The sequence below is a fragment of the Micromonospora sp. NPDC049645 genome, assembly GCF_040675155.1.
GTDB lineage: Bacteria > Actinomycetota > Actinomycetes > Mycobacteriales > Micromonosporaceae > Micromonospora.
Genome location: NZ_JBFAOI010000019.1, coordinates 40,439 through 61,457, shown reverse-complemented (window position 1 = coordinate 61,457; position 21,019 = coordinate 40,439). Strand labels below are relative to the sequence as shown.

At 72.8% G+C, this 21,019-nt stretch carries 20 protein-coding genes; 7 read left to right on the top strand and 13 right to left on the bottom strand.

Translation table 11 applies throughout. From position 1 onward, the window contains the following. Nucleotides 1–6 precede the first annotated feature (6 nt). Nucleotides 7–723, bottom strand: coding sequence for a DedA family protein (locus AB0J33_RS28595; RefSeq protein ID WP_363617756.1), 717 nt, complete (start codon nucleotides 721–723; stop codon nucleotides 7–9). A 232-nt stretch (nucleotides 724–955) separates the two neighbouring features. On the opposite strand from AB0J33_RS28595, the gene AB0J33_RS28590 reads away from it, so the two are divergent. Continuing rightward, nucleotides 956–3,823, top strand: coding sequence for an aconitate hydratase (locus tag AB0J33_RS28590; RefSeq protein WP_363617754.1), 2,868 nt, complete (start codon nucleotides 956–958; stop codon nucleotides 3,821–3,823). A gap of 129 nt (nucleotides 3,824–3,952) precedes the next feature. Here the strand turns inward: AB0J33_RS28590 and AB0J33_RS28585 are convergent, their stop codons facing one another. The 9 genes from AB0J33_RS28585 to AB0J33_RS28545 all read right to left on the bottom strand — a co-directional run bounded on the left by AB0J33_RS28585 (nucleotide 3,953) and on the right by AB0J33_RS28545 (nucleotide 13,073). After that, nucleotides 3,953–4,351 (bottom strand): hypothetical protein, encoded by a 399-nt coding sequence (locus tag AB0J33_RS28585; RefSeq protein ID WP_363617752.1) that lies wholly within the window; start codon nucleotides 4,349–4,351, stop codon nucleotides 3,953–3,955. A gap of 171 nt (nucleotides 4,352–4,522) precedes the next feature. Then, nucleotides 4,523–4,906, bottom strand: a complete 384-nt coding sequence (locus AB0J33_RS28580) for a DUF6596 domain-containing protein (RefSeq protein ID WP_363617750.1) — start codon at nucleotides 4,904–4,906, stop codon at nucleotides 4,523–4,525. A gap of 127 nt (nucleotides 4,907–5,033) precedes the next feature. Then, entirely contained in the window at nucleotides 5,034–5,645 is a 612-nt protein-coding gene (locus AB0J33_RS28575) for an ATP/GTP-binding protein (protein WP_030337265.1), read from the bottom strand. After that, nucleotides 5,626–6,012 carry a DUF742 domain-containing protein gene (locus AB0J33_RS28570; RefSeq protein ID WP_030337267.1) on the bottom strand — a complete coding sequence of 129 codons (387 nt, stop codon included), beginning with the start codon at nucleotides 6,010–6,012 and terminating at the stop codon, nucleotides 5,626–5,628. The genes AB0J33_RS28575 and AB0J33_RS28570 overlap by 20 nt, the downstream gene beginning before the upstream one ends. 5 nt (nucleotides 6,013–6,017) lie before the next feature. After that, on the bottom strand, nucleotides 6,018–6,440 hold the full coding sequence (locus tag AB0J33_RS28565) for a roadblock/LC7 domain-containing protein (RefSeq protein ID WP_363617747.1): 423 nt from the start codon (nucleotides 6,438–6,440) through the stop codon (nucleotides 6,018–6,020). 89 nt (nucleotides 6,441–6,529) lie between these two features. Next, nucleotides 6,530–9,088, bottom strand: coding sequence for a nitrate- and nitrite sensing domain-containing protein (locus tag AB0J33_RS28560; RefSeq protein WP_363617745.1), 2,559 nt, complete (start codon nucleotides 9,086–9,088; stop codon nucleotides 6,530–6,532). 124 nt (nucleotides 9,089–9,212) lie between these two features. Continuing rightward, nucleotides 9,213–10,829: a prenyltransferase/squalene oxidase repeat-containing protein gene (locus AB0J33_RS28555; RefSeq protein WP_363617743.1), complete on the bottom strand. Its 1,617-nt coding sequence runs from the start codon at nucleotides 10,827–10,829 to the stop codon at nucleotides 9,213–9,215. Further along, nucleotides 10,822–11,739: a terpene synthase family protein gene (locus tag AB0J33_RS28550; RefSeq protein ID WP_363617741.1), complete on the bottom strand. Its 918-nt coding sequence runs from the start codon at nucleotides 11,737–11,739 to the stop codon at nucleotides 10,822–10,824. The genes AB0J33_RS28555 and AB0J33_RS28550 overlap by 8 nt, the downstream gene beginning before the upstream one ends. After that, a complete protein-coding gene (locus tag AB0J33_RS28545; RefSeq protein WP_363617765.1) occupies nucleotides 11,736–13,073 on the bottom strand; it encodes a cytochrome P450 in 1,338 nt (445 codons plus the stop codon). Before AB0J33_RS28545 ends, AB0J33_RS28550 begins: the two co-directional genes overlap by 4 nt. 443 nt (nucleotides 13,074–13,516) lie before the next feature. Between AB0J33_RS28545 and AB0J33_RS28540 the strand changes: the two genes are divergently transcribed. Continuing rightward, nucleotides 13,517–13,765: a DUF2630 family protein gene (locus AB0J33_RS28540; RefSeq protein WP_285797710.1), complete on the top strand. Its 249-nt coding sequence runs from the start codon at nucleotides 13,517–13,519 to the stop codon at nucleotides 13,763–13,765. Between the two features lie 43 nt (nucleotides 13,766–13,808). On the opposite strand, the gene AB0J33_RS28535 is transcribed toward AB0J33_RS28540, so the two are convergent. The 3 genes from AB0J33_RS28535 to AB0J33_RS28525 form a co-directional block, all read right to left on the bottom strand. Beyond that, nucleotides 13,809–14,741, bottom strand: a complete 933-nt coding sequence (locus tag AB0J33_RS28535) for an RIO1 family regulatory kinase/ATPase (protein ID WP_363617739.1) — start codon at nucleotides 14,739–14,741, stop codon at nucleotides 13,809–13,811. A 196-nt stretch (nucleotides 14,742–14,937) separates the two neighbouring features. Then, nucleotides 14,938–15,582: an HAD family hydrolase gene (locus AB0J33_RS28530; protein ID WP_363617737.1), complete on the bottom strand. Its 645-nt coding sequence runs from the start codon at nucleotides 15,580–15,582 to the stop codon at nucleotides 14,938–14,940. A 65-nt stretch (nucleotides 15,583–15,647) separates the two neighbouring features. Further along, entirely contained in the window at nucleotides 15,648–16,508 is an 861-nt protein-coding gene (locus AB0J33_RS28525) for a carbon-nitrogen hydrolase family protein (RefSeq protein ID WP_363617735.1), read from the bottom strand. Nucleotides 16,509–16,585: 77 nt separating this feature from the next. Here AB0J33_RS28525 and AB0J33_RS28520 point away from each other — a divergent pair, with 77 nt between their 5' ends. From AB0J33_RS28520 to AB0J33_RS28500, 5 genes are all read left to right on the top strand, one after another. Further along, nucleotides 16,586–17,158 (top strand): TetR/AcrR family transcriptional regulator, encoded by a 573-nt coding sequence (locus tag AB0J33_RS28520; protein WP_030337284.1) that lies wholly within the window; start codon nucleotides 16,586–16,588, stop codon nucleotides 17,156–17,158. Nucleotides 17,159–17,240: 82 nt separating this feature from the next. Further along, nucleotides 17,241–18,170 carry a TIGR04222 domain-containing membrane protein gene (locus tag AB0J33_RS28515; protein ID WP_363617733.1) on the top strand — a complete coding sequence of 310 codons (930 nt, stop codon included), beginning with the start codon at nucleotides 17,241–17,243 and terminating at the stop codon, nucleotides 18,168–18,170. Continuing rightward, complete coding sequence (locus tag AB0J33_RS28510) at nucleotides 18,167–18,985, top strand: DUF692 domain-containing protein (protein WP_363617731.1); 819 nt, start codon at nucleotides 18,167–18,169, stop codon at nucleotides 18,983–18,985. Before AB0J33_RS28515 ends, AB0J33_RS28510 begins: the two co-directional genes overlap by 4 nt. Before the next feature lie 173 nt (nucleotides 18,986–19,158). After that, nucleotides 19,159–19,644 carry a hypothetical protein gene (locus AB0J33_RS28505; RefSeq protein WP_363617763.1) on the top strand — a complete coding sequence of 162 codons (486 nt, stop codon included), beginning with the start codon at nucleotides 19,159–19,161 and terminating at the stop codon, nucleotides 19,642–19,644. Continuing rightward, nucleotides 19,629–20,390, top strand: coding sequence for an SDR family oxidoreductase (locus AB0J33_RS28500; protein ID WP_363617728.1), 762 nt, complete (start codon nucleotides 19,629–19,631; stop codon nucleotides 20,388–20,390). The genes AB0J33_RS28505 and AB0J33_RS28500 overlap by 16 nt, the downstream gene beginning before the upstream one ends. Nucleotides 20,391–21,019: the final 629 nt, after the last annotated feature.

Here is a 21,019-nt window from a genome sequence, read left to right as displayed (position 1 = left end):
CAGAGGTCAGTGTTCGTTGCCCGCGCGGACCGGGTCGACGCCGGAGGCCACCGCAGTCGACTGGCCGCCGGAGGCCACACCGCTGGAGACCACCTCGGCGGCTTCCGCGCCGGAGGCGGACGCGACGCGGTGGGCGCGTCGGCGCAACCACCAGGTGCTGCCGAGCCCGGCGAGCACCGCGACGACCAACCCGGCCCAGGAGATGTCCTTCAGCCAGTGTTCGGCCGCTCGGCCCACAGAGTAGAGCAGGTACGTCGTGCCGAAGGCCCAGACCAACCCGCCGGCCGCGTTCGCGACCAGGAACCGGCGGTACGGCACGTGCAGCGCCCCGGCGAGCGGCCCGGCCAGGATCCTCAGCAGCGCCACGAACCGGCCGAAGAAGACCGCCCAGACGCCGTGGCGCGCGAAGCTCTGCTCGGCGCGGGCGAGTTGCGCCGGGCCCAGGTGCTTGGGGAACCGTCGGCCCAGCCGGGCGAGCAGCGGACGACCGCCGCGGCGGCCGACGGCGTACCCGATCGAGTCGCCGACGATGGCGCCGAACGCCGCGGCGGTGGCCACCCACTCCGGTTCCACCACCCCGGTGGCGGCGAGCAGTGCGGAGCTGACCAGGACGATCTCGCCCGGCAGCGGGACGCCCATGCTCTCCACGCCGATGACGCCGACGACGATCAGATAGACCACGCCCGGAGGCAGCGCCGAGAGCCAGTGCTGAACGTCGATCACTCGGCACCCCTTCCGGTACGACCCCGACCCTACCCCGCCGACCTGACGTGGCGGGGTGGCCGTGGGCCGCTCGGCCGCCCACCCGGGAGAGCAGCGCTCGGCGCCGGGTTGCGCATCTAGCAAGACGGACGTACGGTTTTGTTGGAAGCGGAATCGGCGGTAAGTGTCACCTAACTTCGGCGGCACCCCGACCGGTGCGACAGACTGCTCAGGACTACTCACGGTCGCTGGTGTGAAGGAGTACGACGTGGCGAGCCTCGACACCTTCGGTGCGAAGACCCAGCTACGCGTCGGAGACGCGAGCTACGAGATTTTCAAGATCGACAAGGTGGACGGCCACGCACGGCTGCCGTACAGCCTGAAGATCCTGCTGGAGAACCTGCTGCGGACCGAGGACGGCGCGAACATCACCGCCGACCACATCCGCCAGCTCGGCGAGTGGGATTCCACCGCCGCCCCGAGCGTGGAGATCCAGTTCACCCCGGCGCGGGTCCTGATGCAGGACTTCACCGGCGTGCCCTGCGTGGTCGACCTGGCCACCATGCGTGAGGCCGTACGCGACCTGGGCGGCGACGCCAGCAAGGTCAACCCCCTCGCTCCCGCCGAGCTGGTCATCGACCACTCGGTGATCGCCGACCTGTTCGGCCGCGAGGACGCGTTCGCCCGCAACGTCGAGCTGGAGTACGAACGCAACAAGGAGCGCTACCAGTTCCTGCGCTGGGGCCAGACCGCGTTCAACGAGTTCAAGGTCGTCCCGCCGGGCACCGGCATCGTGCACCAGGTCAACATCGAGTACCTGGCCCGCACGATCATGGCGCGGGCGGAATCGTCTGGAGTCATGCAGGCGTACCCGGACACGGTGGTCGGCACCGACTCGCACACCACGATGGTCAACGGCCTGGGCGTGCTGGGTTGGGGCGTCGGCGGCATCGAGGCCGAGGCCGCAATGCTCGGCCAGCCGGTCAGCATGCTGATCCCCCGGGTGGTGGGTTTCAAGCTCTCCGGCGAGATGCCGGCCGGCACCACCGCCACCGACCTGGTGCTGACCATCACGGAGATGCTGCGCAAGCACGGTGTGGTCGGCAAGTTCGTCGAGTTCTACGGTCCCGGCGTGAGTGCCGTGCCGCTGGCCAACCGGGCCACCATCGGCAACATGTCGCCGGAGTACGGCTCCACCGTGGCGATCTTCCCGATCGACGCGGAGACGATCCGCTACCTGGAGCTGACCGGCCGCGACGCCGCGCAGGTCGCGCTCGTCGAGGCGTACGCCAAGGAGCAGGGCCTCTGGCACGACCCGGAGGCCGAGCCGGACTACTCGGAGCGCCTGGAGCTGGATCTCGGCTCGATCGAGCCGTCGCTCGCCGGCCCGAAGCGCCCGCAGGACCGGGTGCCGCTGGGCAGCGCCAAGACGCTGTTCCGCTCCGCGCTGACCGACTACGTCGCCGACGACTCCGCCGGGGAGCGCGACCTCAAGCCGAGCGTGGCCCGCGAGGAGCTGCCGCGCGGCGCCAACGGCCCGGCCGACGAGGCCAGCGCCGAGTCCTTCCCGGCCAGCGACCCGCCGGCCAACGAGTTCAGCGACCCGGCCGACGAGCCGCGTGACCTGGAGACCGCGGCGGCCGGCGCCGGCGGCCGGGCCAGCAGCCCGATCCGGGTCACCGGTGCCGACGGTGTGGAGTACGAGCTGGACCACGGCGCGGTGGTGATCGCCGCGATCACCTCCTGCACCAACACGTCCAACCCGCAGGTGATGATCGGTGCCGCGCTGCTGGCCCGTAACGCGGTCGAGAAGGGCCTGACCCGCAAGCCGTGGGTGAAGACCACCCTGGCGCCGGGCTCGAAGGTCGTCATGGACTACTACGAGCGGGCCGGTCTGACGCCGTACCTGGACAAGCTCGGCTTCAACCTGGTCGGCTACGGCTGCACCACCTGCATCGGCAACTCGGGCCCGCTGCCCGAGGAGGTGTCCGCGGCGGTCAACGAGCACGACCTGTCGGTCGTCTCGGTGCTCTCCGGCAACCGGAACTTCGAGGGCCGGATCAACCCGGACGTCAAGATGAACTACCTGGCGTCGCCGCCGCTGGTGGTCGCCTACGCCCTGGCCGGCACGATGGACATCGACCTGGCCAACGAGCCGATCGGTGAGGACTCCGAGGGCAACCCGGTCTACCTGCGGGAGATCTGGCCGAACAGCGCCGAGATCCAGGACGTCATCGCCCAGGCGATCGGCGCCACCGGGTTCAGCGCCGCGTACGCCGATGTCTTCGCCGGTGACGAGCGGTGGCAGTCGCTGCCGACCCCGACCGGTGACACCTTCGCCTGGGAGAACGACTCCACCTACGTCCGCAAGCCCCCGTACTTCGAGGGCATGCAGCAGGAGCCGAGCCCGGTCGTGGACATCGCCGATGCCCGGGTGCTGGCCAAGCTGGGTGACTCGGTGACCACCGACCACATCTCACCGGCCGGCGCGATCAAGGCGGACTCCCCGGCTGGCACGTACCTCGCCGAGCACGGCGTGCCGCGGCACGAGTTCAACTCGTACGGTTCCCGCCGGGGCAACCACGAGGTGATGATCCGGGGCACCTTCGCCAACATCCGGCTGCGCAACCAGCTGGTGCCCGGGGTGGAGGGCGGCTTCACCGTCAACCACCTCACCGGCGAGCAGACCTCGATCTACGACGCCTCCGTGGCCTACCAGGAGGCCGGCATCCCGCTGGTCGTGCTGGCCGGCAAGGAGTACGGCTCGGGTTCGTCGCGGGACTGGGCGGCCAAGGGCACGATGCTGCTGGGCGTCCGGGCGGTCATCGCCGAGTCGTACGAGCGGATCCACCGCTCCAACCTGATCGGGATGGGCGTGCTGCCGCTGCAGTTCCCGGTGGACGTCACCGCCGAGTCGCTCGGCCTGACCGGCACGGAGACGTTCACCATCACCGGGGTGACCGCCCTGAACGACGGTGAGACCCCGCGTACGGTGCACGTCAGCACCGACACCGGCGTGGAGTTCGACGCCGTGGTGCGGATCGACACCCCCGGTGAGGCGGACTACTACCGGCACGGCGGCATCCTTCAGTACGTGCTGCGCCGCATGATCGCCAACTGACGTACCGACGTCACCAGGCTCCTTCTCGCCTCGGCGGGGAGGAGCCTGCGTCGTTTCCGGCGTCGCCGTGCCCATGTGCTGTTGAGCGATATGCCTCAGAGGCATGAATATGACTCTCAGGTATATCGCTCAATGCCGTATCCGCCCCCGGACGGGGTAACCGAGGGTCACCGCCGGCTGCCGGCTGCCGGCAGAGGAAACGGCGGACGACAGCGCGGCGGACCCTCTCCCCGGGTGCCGCATGCGGCCGTAGGGAGACAGTTCGTCAGCCCGGTCGAGCAGCGCCCGACGTTCGACGGCCGACCCGACAGTTGCCGCCGCCTGTCGGAACAATCCAGCGGCACGCGACCGATCACCCTGCCGGGCCACCAGGTCGGCCTCCACCGCCAGGGCGAGTGGGTTGCTGTCCAGGCCACCCCCGGCTCGCGCCGCGTCGAGCAGGTCCAACCCGGCAACCGGCCCGTACGCGTAGCCGTGCGCGATCGCGCGGTTGAGCGCGATCACCGGCGAGGGGCGGAGGTCGGCCAACGCGTCGTAGGCCCGCGCGATGGTGGGCCAGTCGGTGTCGTCCGCGGAGGCGGCGGTGGCGTGGCAGGCGGCGATCCGGGCCTGCCACGCGTACGGCCCGTCGTGGCGTACCCGGTCGAGGGCGGTCAGGCCCTCGGCGATGGCGGCCCGGTTCCACCGGTCGCGGTCCTGTCATTGCAGGGTGAGCGGAGTGCCGGCGGCGTCGCGACGGGCGTGCCGGCGGGAGTGCTGAAGCAAAAACAACGCCAGCAGCGCGGCCACCTCGGACTGCTCCGGCATCAACCGGTCCAGCAGCCGGGCGAGCCGGACCGCCTCGTCGGCGAAGGCCGGCTCGCCGTCGGCGACGTAGCCCCTGGTGAACAGCAGGTACAGCACGGCGAGGACGCCGGGCAGCCGCTCGGTCAACGCCGGCCCGCTCGGCACCCGGTACAAGATGCCGGCCTCGGCGATGCGGGTGCGGGCCCGGGTCAGCCGGCGGGTCATCGTCGACTCACTGACCAGCAGCAGCCGGGCGATGTCGGCGGTCGGCACGCCGCAGACGGTGCGCAGCGTCAACGCCACCCGGGGTGAGCAGCGCCAGGTCGTGCAGCTTGCGGCGCTCGACGCGGGCCCGGCGCAGCACATCCATCGGCATGACGATCGGCCGGAGGCGTTCCGGACACCCTGCCCCGAGAAACTGCGGTCAGTCTCCGCTGGCGGCGCGGCGGCGGGCCTCGCGGGTCTTCATGGCGTGCTCCATCAGCGTGACCAGCACCTCCTTGCTGGACTCCCGCTGCCGGGCGTCGCAGAGCAGCACCGGCACGCCCGGGTCCAGGTTGAGCGCGGCCTGCACCTCGTCGAGGCGGTACGTCCGAGCGCCCTGGAAGCAGTTCACCGCCACCACGAAGGGCGTGCCCCGACCCTCGAAGTAGTCGATCGAGGGGAAGCAGTCGGCAAGCCGGCGGGTGTCGGCCAGCACCACGGCGCCGATCGCGCCCAACGCCAGCTCGTCCCAGACGAACCAGAACCGGTCCTGCCCGGGCGTACCGAACAGGTACAGCACCAGGTCGTCGCTGATGGTGATCCGGCCGAAGTCCATGGCCACGGTGGTGGTGGTCTTGCCCTCCACCCCGGACAGGTCGTCGATGCCGACGCCCGACTCGGTCAAGACCTCCTCGGTACGCAACGGCCGGGTCTCGCTGACCGCGCCGACCATGGTCGTCTTGCCCACACCGAAGCCACCCGCGACCAGAATCTTGATCGCGGTGGGCAGTGGGGTCGCTCCCGCCGGCCGGTCAGAGTGCCCGTAGTCCATTGATTACCGCCTCGAAGATGCTGTTGTCGGGAAGACCGGCCGTGGTCTGCGGCTCGCGGACCTGCACCAGGCTGCGGGCCGCCAGATCACCGAGAAGCACCCGGATGGTGCCCACCGGCAGGTCGAGATGGGCGGCGATCTCGGCGACGGACTGTATGCGCTGGCACAGCCCGACGATCGCCAAATGCTCGGGGCCGAGACCGACCTCGGGCGTGACCTCGGCTCGGGTCGCGGTGACCAGGGAGATCAGGTCGAAAGTGCCGGTGACCGGGCGGGCCCGACCGCGCGTCACCGCGTACGGGCGCACCACCGGACCCGCATGGTCATCCACCCACTGGTGGTCTGCGGACTCCCCCTGGACCGTCATCGCCGTTACCTCTCGCCGACCTGCTGGTCGGCGCCGCGCGACGGCGATGCGACGTACTTGCCGACGCGGGTGACCAGCATCGCCATCTCGTAGGCGATCAGACCGACGTCGGCGTCCTCGGTGGCAAGCACCGCCAGGCAGGCGTTACGGCCGGCCGCGGTGACGAACAGGAACGACGACTGCATCTCGATGATGGTCTGTTGCACCTGTCCACCACCGAAACGCTTACCGGCGCCTCGGGCGAGGCTCTGGATGCCGGCCGCCATCGCCGCGAGGTGCTCGCCGTCGTCCCGGCTCAACCCCTGGGAGGAGGCCATCAACAGGCCGTCGGTGGAGAGCGCGACCGCGTGCTCGGCCTGCTTCACCCGGCCCACCAGGTCATCCAGCAACCACGTCAGGTCGGCGCTCGAAGCCGTCTTCTGGGTCACTTCGTCGTCCTCTTCTCGCCCGGCTGTGCGCCGCGTTCGTCTGGGGCTTGACCGTCATATCGCGGGGAACCCGCGTCACCAGTACTCGGTCAGGTCGCTTGTGGATCCTCGTCGGTCGACTCGGACGGCGTCGCCGCCGGGGCGCCGGAGGCGCCGCCGAGCAGCCGGGCCGCGTCGGTTCGCCCACGACGGGTGCCGGTCTGGTAGGAGCTCATCATCCGGCGAACCTGCTCCGGTGGGCGCACCACATCCTCGTCCTCGGTCTCCGACACCGCCGGGTCGTCTCGCAACTCGGGAACGATGTTCGCTTGGCGGATCCGGACGGGCAGGCCGGAGTCGGTCCGTTCCGCCTCGGCGCGGGCGGGCACCGGACCACCGTCGCCGGCCACGACCGGCTCGCCGTCGCGTTGCTCCGGGCGGGCGCGGTCGACGGCGGGAAGGCCGGTGGGCACGGTCGGGGCTTCCAGGGCTGGCTGGCCCGGGCCCCGCCGGGCGCGAGTGGGCAGATCGGGTGTGCCGGTGGCCGGGGTCGTCCGCTGACGGGTGGGCAGGACGGTGTCGGCCTCGGGCTCCTCGGCCGTCGTCGGGGTGGTGGTGTCGGTCGACATCGGAAGCGCCTTCAGCGCCGGTGCGTCCGTAGCGGTGCTCGTCGGTGCGGCGAGCGCGACCGGCGCGAGGGAGGCCGGACGGCCGGTGTCCGTGGCGGGCGCCGACGGCATCGGGATGGCCGTGCCGGCCCGGAACGAACCCGAGTCCTCCGGGGACGCGTCGGCCTCGGTGACCAGCTCCAGCGGGATCAGCACGACCGCCGTGGTGCCGCCGTACGCGGACTCCTTGAGCCGTACCCGCACGCCGTGCCGTTCGGTCAGCCGGCTCACCACGTAGAGGCCGAGGCGGGCGGCGTTGGCGAGGTTCAGCTCGGACTGGTCGACGATCCGGTGGTTCGCCGCGGCCAGGTCCTCCTCGCTCATGCCGAGGCCCCGGTCCTCGATCTCGATGGCGAACCCGTTGGAGACCAACTGGCCGCGGACCTCGACGGTCGTGTGCGGCGGGGAGAACGACAGGCCGTTCTCGATCAGCTCGGCGAGCAGGTGGATGATGTCGCCGACCGCGCGGCCGGCGAGGGAGACCGGGCCGAGCGGCAGCACGTTGACCCGGGTGTAGTCCTCCACCTCGGCCACCGCGCCGCGCACCACGTCGACCATGGGGACGTTGCGCCGCCAGGCCCGACCGGGGGTGGAGCCGGAGAGCACGATCAGGTTTTCCGCGTTACGCCGCATCCGGGTGGCCAGGTGGTCGACCCGGAACAGGTCCTCCAGCTCCTCCGCGTCGTGTTCCCGGCGCTCCATGGCGTCGAGCAGGGTGAGCTGGCGGTGCACGAGCGCCTGCGTACGTCGGGCCAGGCTGAGGAAGACCTCACGGACGTTGCGGCGCAGGTCGGCCTGCTCGACGGCGGTCCGCAGGGCGGTCTCCTGAACGGCGTTGAACGCCTTGCCGACCTGGCCGATCTCGTCGGTGCCGAATTCCAGCGGGGGCGCCTCGGTGGCCACGTCGACCTCCTCGCCGCGCCCGAGGCGCTCCACCACCCGGGGCAGCCGCTCGTCGGCGAGCTGCCAGGCGGCCTGACGCAGCCGGTCCAGCTGGCGCAGCAGGTTCCGCGCGGTGGTGATGGAGACGACCACGGAGGCGATGACGGCGAGCAGGCCCAGGCCGGTGGCGAGCACCAGTCGCACGACGACCATCACGGCCACGCCGGTGGCCCGGCCCACGATGCCCTCGCCGCCTGCGGTGACGGCATCGTTCACCTCGGCCAGCACCGGCTCGACCGTGCCGCGCCACTGCTCGGAGCCGATCGGCAGCTGGGTCGACGGCCGGCCCTCACGGATGATGCTGTCCTGCACGGCGCGCAGCCTGGTGAACGCCTCACCCTCGACGAGCTGCTGGTAGCGGCGCTGGTCAGCGTCGGCGAGCCGGACGCGGGTCTCCTCACCGAGGAACCGCTCCGAGCCGACCAGTGCGACATAGCGGGCGTACTCGGCGCCGCTCATCCGGCCGTTGCCGAAGAGGCCGCTGAGCAGCGCGTCCTCCTGGGAGATGAGTTCCTTCATCCGGTTGAGCTGGATCAGGGCCGCCGCTTCGGCGGCGATCTGCTTGTCGTCCAGGCTGCCCGTCACGTCGTAGATCTGGAAGATCGACTCGATCGCGCCGGTGTACGCCTCCGCGGCGGCGATCCGGTCGATCTTGCGGTCCAGCACCTCGGCGCGGGTCTGCTCCAGCGCGTTGATCTGGGCGATCGTCGCGTCGAGCTGGGTGTCCAGGGCGGAGCTGCCGGCGACGTCGACCTGCCAGTTGCGGACCGAGTCACCGAAGTCGCCGGCCAGCTCGGCGGCCTTGCGCTGCTCGGCTTCCAGCGCCGACCGCTGCGCCGCATCGGGGTTGCTCAGGTACGCCTGGGTCAACCGTCGCTCCAGCTGGAGCTCCTGCAGCAGCGGCTCGCTCGGGCTGTAGACCTTACTGTTGAGCAACTGGACACCGAGCAGGTTGAAGCCGTCCCGCAGGGTCACCCACGCCGCGAACATCCACAGCGCGACCAGGGAGAGCAGCAGGGCGACAACCTTGGTGCGGATACTCGTACCGCGAGAACGCATTGAACCGTCCCAGGCCGGGCGTTGACTCAGCTCATCAACGGGTGATCAGAGGGGGCGACGTCCCACCGCAGCGGGGCATACGGGGCTGAGGCTCTGCGTACGCTAGCAGTGTCCACACAACCCCTCAAGTCGCTGTTTTTGTTGCCTGGTAACCGCAATCCACCACCGAACGGTCGGCGCCGCCGGTGCGGAGGCCGACCAGACGGCAGGCGGCCAGCACCGCGGCGCGAACGATGACGGTCGGACAGTACAGTTCCTTGCCGTACCACAGTGGAGGGTGTTCCCGGTCGGCGGCTTCGTGCAGGTAGGCGTGCCCCCGGGCCAGGGCGTCGTCGACCCGTGGCACCGTCGTCGGCACCGCCAGCAGCACCTGCAGGGCGTAGGCGGTCTCCTCGGCGGTGCCGTCCCACCGCCCCCACGAGCCGTCCGCGCGTTGACTGTTCAGCACCCAGCCGGCGGCCCGGTCGACCGCCTCGGCGGCTGCCGCGCCCCGCCCGAACTCCGCCAGCGCCAGCACGCAGCAGGCGGTGGCGTAGTACGGCGAGGCGTGCCAGCGGTCCTGCCAGGTGCCGTCCGCGCTCTGGTGCCGGGGCAGCACCTCGCTGAGCCGCTCGACCGCCCGGTGGTAGCGCGCGTCCGCGTCCGGGTGCCGGGTCAGGTGCTGACCGAAGGCGTCCAGCACGTGGGCGTTGGTGGTGACGGAGAAGCCGTCCTCTCCCGGCCAGGTGCAGAAGCCGTCCGCCGTCTCGTACGCCCACAGGCTGCCGGGGTCGGCCGGGCGGCCGAGCCGGGCCAGCGCGTCGAGTGACACCGACGTGGTGTCGGCGTCCGTCGGTAGGCCGTCGCCGGTGGCGATGCCCTGGCCGGTGGTGGCGGCGGTCAGGCTTTCCAGGACGGAGTTCGGCGGGTTGACCGCGATCCCGGCCCGGTGCAGGCCGCTCAGCACCCAGGCCCGCTCGAAGACGGTGATCGGGGCCGGGCAGGGCACCGGGCCGCCGCCCTCGCGCACCAACGTCTGCAGGAAGGCGTACGCGGTGGGACCGGCGGCCGGACCGGCCGCGCTCAGCCAGGCCGCCGTCGCGGCGGGCGAGGCGCCGACCGCGGTGAGCGTCGGACCCGCGTCCGGGGGTGTCGCGTCCAGGATCTCGTAGAAGTGGGTCAGTTTCGGCGGCAGCGCCGCCCCGGCGGCCACCGCGGCGCGCACCGCGCGCAGCCGGTCTACGGTGAGCCCGACGGGTAGCGGCAACGGCGGGCGGGGCAGCCGGTCGGCGGTGGCCCGCCCCAGGCCGGCGAGCCGGCCGTTGATCCGGTCGACCAACGCCGGGACGATGAGGTCCAGCGCGGGGGTGTCCGGCAGCGTCCGCGCGTCGGTGCGGAGCAGAGTGCCGACGAGAGCGTCGAGTCCACGGGCCACCGGGGCGAGCAGAGCCGTCCGGGGCTCCCCGTCGGCCAGCGCGGCGAGCAACGCTTCGGTGGCGCTCAACGTCGGCACCAGCGCGTACCCCTCGGGCGGGCCCCACGCCCCGTCCGGGCGCTGGCCGCGCAGCAGGAACGCGATCCGTTGGTGGTGCCCGTCCAGCCAGGGGGCGTCGGCGACCAGCCGCCCGGTCTCGTACACCGATGCGGCGACCTGCCCCCACGGCCGTAGGGCAAGGCCGGCGATCAGCTCGCGGGCGGCGTCGGCGGTCGGGTCGCCGGTGGTCTCCGTGTCGGCGAGCACCCGCGTGGCGCCGTCACTCATCACGCTCCCCCCAGAAGTCCGACAGTTGGTAGAAGCCGCCGGTGAAGGAGATCTGCCGGTTGAGGTAGTCCGCCTGCCGGGGGCACCGTTCGGCGAGGGCGGCCAGGTCCCCCCGGGACCGGGCGGTCAGTTCGGCCAGCCGGTCGTGCACCTGCGCCGGGTCGTCGACCAGCGACAGGGCGTTCAGGTCACCCCATTCGGTGTCCCGGCCGTGCGTGGCCAGGTCGTTGACCAGCCGCAGCACGCGTTGCACGCCCCGGCCGGCGTCGAGCAGGTCGGTCAGCTGGGCGAGCGTCCGGTCGTCCCCGGTGGCGATCCAGTGGGTGACGTTGACGAAGGAGCAGGCGAGGTTGTCGGCGTTGTCCAGGTAGCGGTCCAGGTCCGGCAGACGCCGCCCGGTGGTCGGATCGGTCGGCAGGTTCTTCCAGTCCCACTCCCGGGCCACGGCGGCGAGCATCCGGGCCAACTCGTCGCGCCAGATCGGCCGCAACCGGGCGAACGCCGGCACGGTCGCCAGTTCGTCACGCAGGTCGGCCAGCAGCCGGGCCAGGTGTCGCCCCGGTGGCGGCGCGGCGCCGTCGGCCACCGCGAGGCAGTCGGCCACCACCTCCCGGACGTCGTCGACCGACCGCGCGAGGTAGTCGACCTGCCAGTCCGCCGCGAAGACCCAGAGCAGGGTACGGGTGGTGACCCGCAGCTCCGCGGCGGTGTGCCACGGCGCGGTGAAGGCGATCGCGGTGGCCACCGAGCTGAGCAGAGCCGGGTCGAACGGCGCGGCGTCGAACAGCTCGGGGTGGGCGGCGGTGACCTTCTGCAGGTCGCGTACGCCGCGCACGGCGAGTGCGCACACCCGACCCTGCTCGGCGACCGCGTCCTGACCGGCCCGCGCCGGTCGCGGGGTCTCGGTCACGACGCGACCGGACGCTCGACCGGGGTGAGGATGAGCTCGGAGCGCTGCTTGGGTTGCAGCGAGGCGCCCACCCGGGGGGTGAGGTCGGCCGGTTCGCGGAGCCGGAAGCGGTAACGGCTCAACACGGTGCTGACGATGAGCTGGGCCTCCAGCAGGAACAGGTACTGCCCGAGGCACTGGTGCGGGCCTCCACCGAACGGGAAGTACGAGTAGCGGTAGCGCCGCCGGGGCGCCTCCGGCGCGAACCGCTCCGGGTCGAAGAGCGCCGGGTCGTCCCAGAACATCGACATCCGCTGGGTGACGTACGGGCTGACCAGCACCGTGCCGCCGGCCTTGATCCGCACCCCGCCCAGCACGTCGTCGCCGACCGCCGTGCGGGGGATCATCCAGCCGGCCGGGTAGAGCCGCAGCATCTCGTCGAGCACCATCCGCCCGTAGCGCAGCTGGGGCAGGTGCTCACGACCGACCCGTTCGCCGCCGACCACCCGCTCGATCTCGTCGGTCATCCGCTCGGCCACGTCGGGCCGGGACGCCAGCACCGGCCAGAGCCAGGAGAGCAGGGCGATGGTGGTCTCGGTGGCGGTGGAGAACATCGCGACCACGTCGCCGCGGATCGCGTACTCGTCGGGTTCGCTGCCGTCGGCGCGCGGTCGGCAGAGGGTGGAGATGATGTCGTCGCCGTCGGTGGGGCGGGCCCGGGCCTCCCGGATGATCGGCAGCACCACCTCGTCGATGGTGCGCACCGCCTCGCGGAAGCGCCGGTCGCCGGGCATCGGCACCGCGTACGGCACGGCGGGCATCAGCAGCCGTGGGAGCATCGCGGTGGTGACGGTGTCCAGCGCGGCGCTGATCCGCAGGGCGTCGGGCACCGAGATGCGGTCGGCGAAGAGCACCCGCATGGTGGTCCGCAGGACGATCTGGGTCAGCTCGGCGCCGCCGTCGATCGGGCGACCCTCGCGGACCGGTTCGAGCCACTCGTCGACCGCCTCGTTGATCGCCTCGGCCATCTTGTCGACGAGCGTCTCGGCCCGCTTGGCGGTGAACAACGGTTGCAGGGCGCCGCGGCTGGACTCCCAGATCGCGCCTTCGGCGACCAGGATGGCGTCACCGACGATCCGACGAACCGGTCGCCAGAGCAAGCCGTCGCCGTCGCGGGTGTAGTTGGCAACGTTGTCCCTGAGCACGCGTTGCAGGTGCTCGGGATGGCTGACGAGATAGGGGCGGAACGAGCCGAGGTTCAGCCGGATGACCTCGCCGTCGGCGGCCTGCGCGAAGTCGACGAGCGCACCGAGCGGATCGCGGACGAGCGCGGGCAGAGCGCGCCGCAGGGGGATCGTCCGGGGTTCGGTGCTGACGGTGGCGGGGCCTGCCTCGAACACCTGCGACATCGAACCACGTCTCCTCGTCGTCCCGGCGACCGTAGCGATCCACTTCGGTCGGGCAGGTTGATGAAACTTTCACCTTCTGGGCAGACGGAAGCATCTCACCAAACGCGGGGCACCTCCAGACTTGCGGACGGTGCAATTTCCATCCACATTCACGCACCTGCATCAATGTCCCGGTGCAAGCAATTCCTGAATGGATAGTCAGACAAGGCACCGTCGACCGGGCGAGGGCGCGGTGCCGGCGAACGGCCCGGCATCGCCGGGCGGGGCGGGGCGGCCGACAGGTCCACCGATCGGCGACGTCGGACCAACCGGCGCCCTCCGGTGACCGGGAACGCACCGGTACCCCCGAATCCGGGCGATGCCCGGCACCCTGTGCCAGGCTCTACGGCATGGACGACAAGACCATCCTGAACCGGATCTCCGAGCTGGTCGACGAGGAACACAAGCTGCGGGCCGAGGCCCAGGCCCACGAGTCGGGCACCGAGGGCGAGGCCAGCGAGCGACTGCGCGCCCTGGAGGAGTCCCTCGACCAGTGCTGGGACCTGCTACGCCGCCGCCGGGCCGCCCGGGAGACCCACGGCGACCCGGACGCCCAGGGTGAGCGCCCCAAGCCCGAGGTGGAGCGTTACCTGCAATAGCCGGCGCAGCGGGTCGGGCGGTTCTCCGCCCGACCCGCTCCGCTCAGCGGATGCCCGCCTCGCGCAGCAGCTCGGCGGTCAACGTGGCCGGGTCGACCTGCTCGGGAGGCAGACCACGAGCCGCGAACCAGGTCCCGACCACCCGCACGTCGCGGGCCAGAAACTCCGGCCCCTGCGGGTTCGCCACCACGTCGACCACCTGCGGCAGGTCGATCACGACCAGCCGGCCCTGGTGCACGAGCAGGTTGTACGGCGACAGGTCGCCGTGCGCGTAGCCGGCCCGAGCCAGCACCCGTAGCGCCTCCACCAGTTGGGCCCACAGGTCCCGCAGCTCGGTCGGGTCGGGCCGCAGCTGGGCCAGCCGGGGTGCCGCCTCCCCCGACTCGGCGTCACCGACGAACTCCAGCATCAGCTCGGTGCCCCGCAACTGCACCGGGTACGGCACGGCGATCCGGTCGTGTCCGGCGCCGATCTCCCAGAGCCGGGCCAGGGCGGCGAACTCCGCTGCGGCCCACTGCCCGGCGATCATCTGCCGGCCGAACGCCGTCCGGCTGGCCATCGCCCGGTTCTCCCGGGACCGGCGCACCCGACGGCCCTCCAGGTAGCCGGCATCCCGGTGGAACAGCCGGTGCTCGGGGTCGCGGTAGCGCTTCACCGCGAGCAGGCAGGACCGGTCGGTGTCGGGCACGGCCCGCCGGACCAGGTGGACGTCCGCCTCCTTGCCGGTCTTCAGCACACCCAGCTCGGTGTCCTTGGCGGCCAACTCGGTGATCAGCCAGGCCGGGTGCGGCTGCGGCCCGTGCTCGGCGTCGTCCCAGGACGACCAGCGCTCGCCGGTGTCCGGGTCGGGTTCGCTGTCCGGGTCTGCGAGCGGCTCGGTGGGCCGCCCGCGCTTCAGAAACCGCGGTTCGTCGTCGTCGAAGCGGCTCTTGCCGCGGCTCCGGCGCTCCAGCGCCGGAAGGTCGTGATCGCGCACTGTGGTGAGGTTCCCTTGGTCGAGGCTGAGATAGGCAGCTGGAAGCGACCTGCGAAGACGGCCATGACCGACCTCCTCTCCTCGACCGGGCGCACGCCCGGATGCACGATGCGCGGACAATGTTGGTGGCCGCACGGCTGCCGGTCAACCGAATAACCGCACCACCGCCCGCGGGCGACAGCCGACGCGGTGAACCTCAGCGGGCGAGCACGGTGGCGACCGCGGCGATCAACCCGTCCGCGGTGCGGCTCGGCGCGAACCGGACGTCCGACCAGGTGCGCCCCCGGTGCAACCAGACGCTGGGCAGCCCGACGGCGGCGGCGCCGCCGATGTCCGCCTCCGGGCTGTCGCCGATCACCCACGCGCCGCGTAGTGGCATCCGGACCCGCTGGGCGGCCAGCGCGAAGATCCTCGGGTTGGGTTTGCTCACGCCGGCCTCTTCGGAGATCACCCAGTCCGCGACGTACTGGTCCAGCCCGGTCCGGCGGATCTTGGCGTCCTCGACGCGTACCGTGCCGTTGCAGACCACCACCGGCACCCACCCGGCGTCGTCGGCGATCCGCAGCGCGCAGGCGGTCAGTGGGTCGAGCCTGGTCTGCGCCACCACTCCGTCGTGCAGCTCCTCGACCAGGTCGATCGAGGGGATGCGCAGCTCGTAGCGGTCCCGGATGGCGTCGGCGAGGTCCCAGCGGTCGGTCAGCCCGTCGGCGTCGATCGAGACAAGCCAGTCGATGTCGGTGTGGGGGGCGCCGATGCTGTCCAGGAAGCGCTCACCCCAGCGGCGGAACGGCCCAGCCCGATCCAGCAGGGTGTTGTCCAGGTCCAGCAGGAGCAGTGGCACTCGGGCACCCTACGGGACCGACGTGTCCGCCAACAGATCCAGCGGGTATCGGGCTGACGACGGGCTCAGCCAGGCATCGACGCCCGAGGGCCGCCCTGGTCCGGCAACCGATCGGCGAGCATCGAGTGGGCCGCCCGGGTGCTCGCGAGCACGGCGGGATCCAGCGTCGCCACGAGCACCGCCGTACCGTCGTCGGCGCCGCGGGCCAGCACCCGCCCCTCGGGGTCGTAGACGGCCGCGCCGCCGTTGAAGCGCCACGGGTCGACGCCCCCGACCGCGTTGGCGAAGACCACGAACATCGTGTTGTCCAGGGCCCGCGCCGCGTAGTAGAGATCCCGACGGTGCTCGGAGCCGGTCAGGTAGCCGCTGGGGCACAGGTAACCGTGTGCGCCGTCGAGGGCCGCGGCCCGGCCGTGCTCGGGGAAACAGCCGTCATAGCAGATGCCCAACCCGAGCCGCCAGTCGTCGACGAGCAGGGTGGCACCCCGATCGCCGGGGGTGAACAGGTCGCGCTCGTCGCCCCACAGCTGCTGCTTGTCGTACCCGACCCGGACCTCCCCGGACCGGTCGATGACCAGGGCGGCGATGGTCCGCCGGCCGTCCGGGTGCCGGGCGGCGGCGCCGACCAGCGCGGTGACGCCAGCCTCGCGCGCGGCGGCCCGCAGCGGGTCGAGCCGGGGATCCGCGACCATCCCGGCCGGATCGGCCGCGACGTCCGTGCCGGCCGGGTCGGCGGCGAGGGTTGGCGGGTGGTACGCGCAGAGGAACAGCTCCGGCAGGACGACCACCCGGGCGCCCTGCTCACCGGCTCGACGGACCAGGTCGGCCCCGGCGACCGCGTTGCCGGCGACGTCGCCGGGCGTGGGGGTGGCCTGAACGGTGGCCACGGTCAACGGCGAGCTGGGCAGGGTGCGGGGCGGAGTCACCGGGCGATGGTAAACGGCCAGGTCCCAAGCCGTACGTACGGTTTGCATGCCCCGGGGTGACCTGCGACGATCGACGTGTGCCCAGAGTAAGCCAGGACCAGCTCGACGCGCGCCGGCAGGAGATCCTCGCCGCGGCCCGGGCGTGTTTCGCCCGGCTCGGCTACGAGGGGGCGACCGTACGCCGCCTCGAGGAGGCCACCGGCCTGTCCCGTGGCGCGATCTTCCACCACTTCCGCGACAAGGACTCGCTCTTCCTGGCCGTCGCCGAGGACGACGCCGCGGCGATGGTCGAGACGGTGGCCCGCAACGGTCTGGTGCAGGTGATGCGGGACCTGCTCGCCCGCGCCGTCTCCCCGGACACCACCGGCTGGCTGGGCAGCCAACTGGAGGTCTCCCGGCGGCTGCGCACCGACCCGGCGTTCGCCAAACGGTGGGCGGAACGGTCCGCCGCGATCGCCGAGGCGACCCGGGACCGGCTGGCCCGCCAGCGCGACGCCGGGGTGCTGCGCGAGGACGTCCCGATCGACGTGCTGGCCCAGTTCCTGGAACTGGCCTACGACGGCCTGGTGCTGCACCTGGCCATGGGCCGACCCGCCGGTGACCTGGGCCCGGTGCTCGACCTGGTCGAGGAGGCGGTCCGCCGCCACTGACCACCGGGACGCCGGTCGATCAACCGTGGCGGGGCTGCTCCACAATGGGGCCGCCGATCCCCTCCGGTGACAGGAGCAGTCGATGATCGTCTACACCGCGTCCGGCGACACCTGGGGCATCCCCGGCCCGACCTTCCTTCGGTTCTACCTCGTGGCCGCCGCGGTGGTGCTGACCTTCGCGGTGTACGAGCGAGTCCGGATGGCGGCCGGGTCGAACGCTGCCATGACCGCCGACCCGCTCGGGCCGCAGCAGGTGGCGTACCTCAATGGTGGCCCCCAACTCGCCGTACACGCCGCGCTCGGCGGGCTGCGTGGCAGCGGCACGGTCGGCGTACGACCGGACCGCCGGCTGACCACAGTCGGCGCCGCGCCGTCCGGGCTCACCCCGTTGGACCAGGCCATCCACTGGGCCGCTCACCAGCACGCTCGCGTCCGGGACCTGCCGAAGGACGACCGGGTACGCGTCGCGTTGCACCAGATCCGCAACGGCCTGGAGCAGCGCGGGCTGTTGACGAACGACTCGCAGCGCGCCCGCGCCCGGTTCTGGAACAAGGTGCTGATCGCCCTGCTGGGCCTCGGCGTGCTCCGGCTGTTCTTCGGCTTGGCGAACGGCCACCCGGTGGGCTACCTGCTGCTCACCCTGGCCGTGCTCCTGTGCATCGCGCTGCTGATGGGCCGGGCACCCGTACGCACCCGGGCCGGGCGGGCGGCGCTGCGCGGTGTCCGCCGCGAACACGCCCACCTCGCCCCGGCCTCCGCGCCCGCGTACGCCACCTACGGGGCTGCCGGCGCGGCGATGGGCGTGGCCCTGTACGGCACCGCCGCGCTCTGGGCGCTCGACCCGGGCTTCGCCGAGCAGGCCGAGATCCAGCGCCAGGCGATCTCCAGCAGCGGCGGCTGGACGGGCGGCTCCGACGGTTCGTCCGGTGGCGGCGACAGCTCCGGTGGAGACGGCGGCGGCAGCTCCTGCGGCGGCGGAGGCGGTTGCGGCGGCGGGGGGTGCGGCGGATGACCGGCCCGTCCGGCGTGGGCATCGGCTGGCGTCCGGAGATCACCGGGTTCGTGGCCGAACTACCCGGCCTGCGCTTCGTCGAGGTGGTCGCCGAGGGAGTGCCCGCGTCCGGGCCGCTGCCGCTCGGTCTGGCGCAGCTGCGCGAACGCGCGGTGACGGTGGTACCCCACGGGGTGCGGCTCAACCTCGGCGGCGCCGAGCCGGTCGAATCGGCCCGGGTCGCCCACCTGGCCACCGTGGCGCAACGCCTGGACGCACCGCTGGTCAGCGAGCACATCGCGTTCGTCCGGGCCGGCGGCCTGGAGGCCGGCCACCTGCTGCCGCTGCCGCGCAGCCGGGAGGCCGTGGACGCGGTCTGCGCCAACGTGGCACGGGCACAGGCCGAACTTCCGGTGCCGATCGCGCTGGAACCGATCGCCGCGCTGCTCGACTGGCCCGACGACGAGCTGGACGAGGCGGACTTCCTCACCGAGATCCTCGACCGGACCGGGGCTCTGCTGCTGCTGGACGTGGCGAACGTGCACGCCAACGCCCGTAACCGGGGCGCCGACCCGCTCGCGTTGCTGGACCGCCTGCCGCTGGAACGGATCGCGTACGCCCACGTGGCGGGTGGCGCGGAACACGGCGGTTTCTACCACGACACCCACACCGACCCGGTGCCGAAAGCGGTGCTGGAGCTGGTCGGCGCGCTCTGTGCCCGACGGCGACCACCGGCTCTGCTGCTGGAACGCGACGGGCACTACCCGCCGGCCGCCGAACTCCGCGCCGAACTGGACGCCCTGGCCGCCGCCGCGGGCTTCCCGGCCGTGACATGACTGGCGCAGCCGAGCGCCACGCCGTGCCCGCGCCACACGCCGGGCCCGCGCCTCACGGCGGGCTCGCGCCACACGCCGGGCCCGCGCCACACGCCGGGCCCGCGCCACACGCCGGGCCCGCGCCACACGCCGGGCCCGCGCCGCGCGGCGGGCTCGCCGAGCGGCAGGCCGAACTGGTCGCGGCGCTTGTCGCCGGGGGTGCGCCACCGGCGGGGTTCGCCCCGGGCCCGCTCGCCGCCACCCGGGCGGCCCTGCTGCGCAAGCGGGCCAGTGAGGTGGCCCGACAATGGCCACTGCTCGCCGCCGGTCTCGGTGCCGGGTGGTCGAGGACCTTCGCCGACTGGGCCGCTCGGAGACCCACCGCCGGGTCGCTGCGCGACGGCTGGGACCTGGCCCGCGCGCTGCACGACCGGCGGGCGCTCCCCCCGGCCGCCGCCGAGGAGCTGGCCGTCCGGGAGGCACGCCTGCGCTACGACGGGCGTCGGGCGCCGCGTCCGCGCCGGTTGCCGGCGGTGGGCCGCGCCGCCGGCGCCGTGGCGGTCCAGATCGCCGGTCGGGTACGCCTGCTGCGCCCCGCCCCACGTCCACCGGCACCACCCACCTCTGCTGGCGACGGCACACCCGATGCGGCAGGATCGCCGTTATGGATCTCGGACTGAGCGACCGCGTCTACGTCCTCACCGGCGCCTCCCGCGGCCTGGGTTACGCGACCGCGCAGAGCCTGGTCGCCGACGGCGCACGGGTGGTGCTCTCCGCCCGGGACCAGGACGCGGTGGCCGCCGCCGCGCAGCGACTGGGCGGCCCGGAGCACGCCGTCGGGCTGACCGCCGACCTGGCCGACCCGGAGACCCCGGGGCAGCTCGTCGCCGCCGCCCAGGAACACTTCGGCCGGCTCGACGGCGCGCTGATCTCGGTCGGCGGTCCACCGGCGGGCAACGCCGCGGCGATCACGGACGAGCAGTGGCGGCTCTCCTTCGAAACCGTCTTCCTGGGCACCATCCGCGCGGTCCGCACGATCGCCGGCGTGCTGGGCGAGGGCGGCGCGATCGGGCTGGTGCTCTCCACCTCGGCCCGCGGCCCGGTGCCCGGCCTGGGCATCTCCAACGGTCTGCGGCCCGGTCTGGTCGGCGCGGCCAAGGACATCGCCGACGACTACGGCCCGCGCGGGGTCCGGGTGGTCGGGCTGCTGCCCGGCCGGATCCTGACCGACCGCAACCGGGAACTCTTCGCCGCCACCGGCGACCCGGACCGCGCCCGCACCGACGCGGAGGCCAGCATCCCGCTGCGCCGCCTCGGCGACCCCGCCGAGTTCGGCCGGGTGGCCGCGTTCGTGCTCTCCCCCGCCGCCAGCTACCTCACCGGGATCACGCTGCCGGTCGACGGCGGCGCGCTGCGCGGGCTGTGACCCCCGACGAGCGCCGACGATCCGCCCGCGCGGCGACGCCCCATGACCCCCGACCCGCCCACGCGGTGACGCCGCCCGAGCCGGCCGGGGCCGACTCCCCGGCCGTTGATCGACTCGACATCAAGAAAGTCGGGCTGTCGACGCGCCCAGGACACCCCGACTTCCAGGAACCCGAGTCGATCAGGGCGCGGCGTCCCGCGCCGACCCGGCCGACCCGGCGGGACGGACCGGCCCGCGCGGACAGCACGGCCCGGCCGGACGAACCGACCCGCGCGGACGAACCGACCCGCGCGGACAAACCGACCCGGCCGGACGGACCAGCCCGCGCGGACAGACCAGCCCGCGCGGACAAACCGACCCGACCGGACGGACCAGCCCGCGCGGACAAACCGACCCGGCCGGACGGACCGGCCCGCGCGGACAAACCGACCCGGCCGGACGGACCAGCCCGCGCGGACAAACCGACCCGACCGGACGGACCAGCCCGCGCGGACGGACCAGCCCGCGCGGACAAACCGACCCGGCGGGACGGACCGGCCCTGGCGGACGGGCCAGCCCGCGCGGACAGACCAGCCCGCGCGGACAGACCAGCCCGCGCGGACAGACCAGCCCGCGCGAACGGACCGGCC

What these genes read in the sequence shown, in the direction of transcription:
- AB0J33_RS28575 (WP_030337265.1), bottom strand. Translation starts at nt 5,645, where the DNA reads ATGGACTACGGGCACTCTGACCGGCCGGCGGGAGCGACCCCACTGCCC.
- AB0J33_RS28570 (WP_030337267.1), bottom strand. Translation starts at nt 6,012, where the DNA reads ATGACGGTCCAGGGGGAGTCCGCAGACCACCAGTGGGTGGATGACCAT.
- AB0J33_RS28560 (WP_363617745.1), bottom strand. Translation starts at nt 9,088, where the DNA reads ATGCGTTCTCGCGGTACGAGTATCCGCACCAAGGTTGTCGCCCTGCTG.
- AB0J33_RS28555 (WP_363617743.1), bottom strand. Translation starts at nt 10,829, where the DNA reads ATGAGTGACGGCGCCACGCGGGTGCTCGCCGACACGGAGACCACCGGC.
- AB0J33_RS28540 (WP_285797710.1), top strand. Translation starts at nt 13,517, where the DNA reads ATGGACGACAAGACCATCCTGAACCGGATCTCCGAGCTGGTCGACGAG.
- AB0J33_RS28515 (WP_363617733.1), top strand. Translation starts at nt 17,241, where the DNA reads ATGATCGTCTACACCGCGTCCGGCGACACCTGGGGCATCCCCGGCCCG.
- AB0J33_RS28510 (WP_363617731.1), top strand. Translation starts at nt 18,167, where the DNA reads ATGACCGGCCCGTCCGGCGTGGGCATCGGCTGGCGTCCGGAGATCACC.
- AB0J33_RS28500 (WP_363617728.1), top strand. Translation starts at nt 19,629, where the DNA reads ATGGATCTCGGACTGAGCGACCGCGTCTACGTCCTCACCGGCGCCTCC.